General features: G+C 70.4%; 2 protein-coding genes. Both read right to left on the bottom strand.

All coding sequences use genetic code 11. The features are described from left to right. Positions 1-43 precede the first annotated feature (43 nt). Positions 44-1,153, bottom strand: a complete 1,110-nt coding sequence (locus AB0G02_RS32720) for an RICIN domain-containing protein (RefSeq protein WP_360801955.1) — start codon at positions 1,151-1,153, stop codon at positions 44-46. Positions 1,154-1,227: 74 nt separating this feature from the next. Then, positions 1,228-3,018 carry an alpha-galactosidase gene (locus AB0G02_RS32715; RefSeq protein WP_360801952.1) on the bottom strand — a complete coding sequence of 597 codons (1,791 nt, stop codon included), beginning with the start codon at positions 3,016-3,018 and terminating at the stop codon, positions 1,228-1,230. Positions 3,019-3,212 lie beyond the last annotated feature (194 nt).

Genomic DNA, 3,212 nt, shown 5'->3' with positions numbered 1-3,212 from the left:
CTCGATCAGGCCCCGGGTCCTCGGTGGTGCCCCGGGCCGTCGATCAGGCCGGGACGCGCAGGGTCCACAGCTGGTTGGGCTCCCCGGAGCAGGACCACAGCACCAGCTTGGTGCCGTTCGCGGTGCCCAGGTTGTACGCGTCCAGGCACAGGCCGGACTGCACGCTGGTGATCGTGCCGTTGGCGTTCACGTTCCACTGCTGGTTGGTGTCGCCGTGGCAGTCGTAGATCACGGCCTGGGTGCCGTTGGTCGTGCCCCGGCCGTATGCGTCCAGGCACTTGGTGCCGTAGACGACCAGCTGCTTGGCCGAGTTGAGCGTCCACTGCTGGTTGGTCTGGCCGTGGCAGTCCCACAGCTGCAACTGGGTGCCGTTGGTGGTCGAGGAGCCGGGCACGTCCAGGCAGCGGCCCGAGGCCGTGCCGACGACCAGCCTGCCCTGCGAGGCCGCCGGGTCGCCGATGCTGCCGGGGACGCCGCGCAGCGCGCTGTACCAGGTCGCGGCCATCTTGTCGTAGCCGGTGGCCGTGGGGTGGACGCCGTCGATCAGGTCGGCGGTCGTCAACGCCGAGTGCATGTCCACCAGGCGCACCCGCTTGCCCGCGTTGACCTTGCCCTGCACGATGCCCGGGAGCGCGGCGTTGAACGTCCGGACCGAGTTCTCCTGGCCGGAGTTGGCCAGCGGGATGAGCGTCGCGACGAACACGTCCGCGTTCGGCGCGGTCGCCGTGATGTGGTCGATCAGCGTCGACAGCCGGGAGGGCGCGCTCGACACGTTGTAGTTCTGGAGGATGTCGTTGGTGCCGATGTGCAGCAGCACCGTGCGCGGGGTGGTGTTCCTCAGCCAGGTGACGACGTTCGCGTCGATCTGGTCGATGCGCCACCCCGGGTGGCCCTCGTGGTCGTGGTCACCGAGCGACGACGGGCCGTTGAACTGCGAGCCGACGAAGTCCACCCGGTAGTTGGCCGACGCCAACCGCTGCCACAGCCCGATCCGGTAACCGCCGGGCACCTGCGTCCCCTCGGTGATCGAGTCGCCCAGCGGCATGACCCGCACCCCGCCGTGGGACTCGGCGGCGGCGGGGCCGGCGGACAGCAGCGCGCCGGCGATCAGCGCCGCGGTGCAGGCGGCGAGCCTTCGGAGGTGTGGTCGCATGTGTGTTCTCCTGGATGTGAACCGATGTCCGGCACGACGTGCCGGGTGCCCGTGCTCCCCCGCCGGCGGCGTGGCTACGCGCTCTGCCGCCGCCACTGCTGGTTGGTGTTGGTGTTGCAGCTCCACTGCACCAGCTGGGCGCCGTCCGCGGTCGCGGCGTTGAGCACGTCCAGGCACTTGCCGCTGTGCTGCGCGACCAGCCGCACGTACCCGTTGCCGGCGTCCTCGAAGCGCCAGTGCTGGTTGGCGCCGCCGTTGCAGGTCCACTGCACGACCCGGACCCCGTCGCCGGTGGCCGACGCGCCGCCGGAGACGTCCAGGCACTTGCCGCTGCCGACGTTGACGACCTCGTTCTGGCCGTTGCCGACGTCGCGCACCCGCCAGCGCTGGTTGGCCTGGCCGTTCGGCGCCCACTGGACGACGTTGCCGCCGTCGGCCGTGGAGGCGTTGTAGACGTCGGCCACCTTGCCGCTGTGCCGCGCGGTGAAGGTCTCCGCCGTCGGCGTGGGCACGGTCGTCTGCGGGGTGAGCCGGTAGAGGCCGGAGCCGTGGGCGGGCAGCGAGCGCGACAGCGTGCCGCTCACCGTGCCCAGGTTGGCGCCCGACCACAGGTCGACCACCGTGGCGGAGCCGATGCCGAGATCGGCCAGCGGGGCCGACACGGTGGCCGTGCCGCTGCCCCGGTTGAACAGCGCGAGGTACTTGTCCTGGCTGCCGGGCGCGTTGGCGGTCCACGCGGTCTGCGTGCCCGAGAAGAGCTGCCGGTTGTCGGTGCTGTGCTGGTCGACCGCGAGCACCGCGTCGTTGGTCATCAGCGCCAGTTCGGAGGCGCGGTTCTGGGTCAGGTCGCCGCCCCACATCAGCGGTGAGCGGGAGATCGACCACAGCGACATCAGCGTGCGCTGCTCGTCCGCGGTGAGGTTGGAGTAGCGGGGCGAGCCCACCGGTCCCTGCTGGGACAACCTGCCGATGGGGATCATGTCCGGGTCGGGCCACGCGCCCGGCTTGCGGAACGGCGTCCAGGCGTTCAGGCGCTCGAACAGGGCGTCCAAGGAGGACCAGTTGTCCCACAGGTCGTTGACGATCCGCCACATGTTGGCGTTGGCCGCCACGTGCGCGCCGTTGCCGGTCGACGTCGGGCCCGGGGAGAGGCTGAGCACCATGGGCCGACCGCTGTGCTCGATGGCCGTCCGGTAGCCCTCGATCTCGGCCTGGCGGTAGGTCGGCGCGGCGATGTCGTCGACCTTGACGTAGTCGACGCCCCACGAGGCCAGCAGCTTGAACTGGGCGTCCAGGTAGGCCTGGGCGCACGGGTTGGCCATGTCCAGGCCCCAGTTGAGGTTCAGCCACGCGGCGGTCGTGCCGTTGTCGATCTCGTTGGCGCGGCAGTTCGTGCCCGGGATCGGCAGGTTGTCCGCGACCACCTGGCGCGGGATGCCGCGCATCAGGTGCACGCCGAACTTCAGGCCGCCCGCGTGGATGTGGTCGGCCAGCGGCTTGAACCCGTTGGTGCCCGTGGCGGAGGGGAACCGGGTCGTGTCGGGCAGCAGCAGGCCGTTCCCGTCGGTGCGCAGCCTGGGCTGGAAGTTCGAGTCCTGGCTCGGTGCGCCCGAACCGCTGCCGGGCCGGTACCAGGCCCAGTCGATGATGACGTACTGCCAGCCGTGCTGCTTGAGGTTGTCCCTCATGTAGTCGGCGTTGGCCTTGACCTGGGCCTCGGTGACGTTCCAGTTGAACGAGTCGTAGCTGTTCCAGCCCAGCGGCGGGGTCGTCGCCACGCCGTTGTCCCACGCCGCCGCCGGCTCCTCCGATCCCGCGGTGAGGGTCGCGGCCGACAGCGCGACGGCGGTGAGCAGTGCGCCCAACCGCCGTGGTAATGACCTCCGGGTTCCAGCCACGGTGCCTCCTGCTCGTCGTCGAGAGGGCGCTCCTGCCGGTCCCGGATGCGTGTTGTTTGCGCTCACATCTGGCGACGCAGCTGGGTGACCCGCGTCACCAAGTCTGGAGCGGGCCATGGGAGGTGTCAAGCGGGATCGCTTGGTTAACGCTCACAATCTGC

The sequence above is a fragment of the Actinosynnema sp. NPDC023658 genome (genome assembly GCF_040639995.1).
GTDB lineage: Bacteria > Actinomycetota > Actinomycetes > Mycobacteriales > Pseudonocardiaceae > Actinosynnema.
This window is presented reverse-complemented; position numbering and strand designations above follow the sequence as displayed.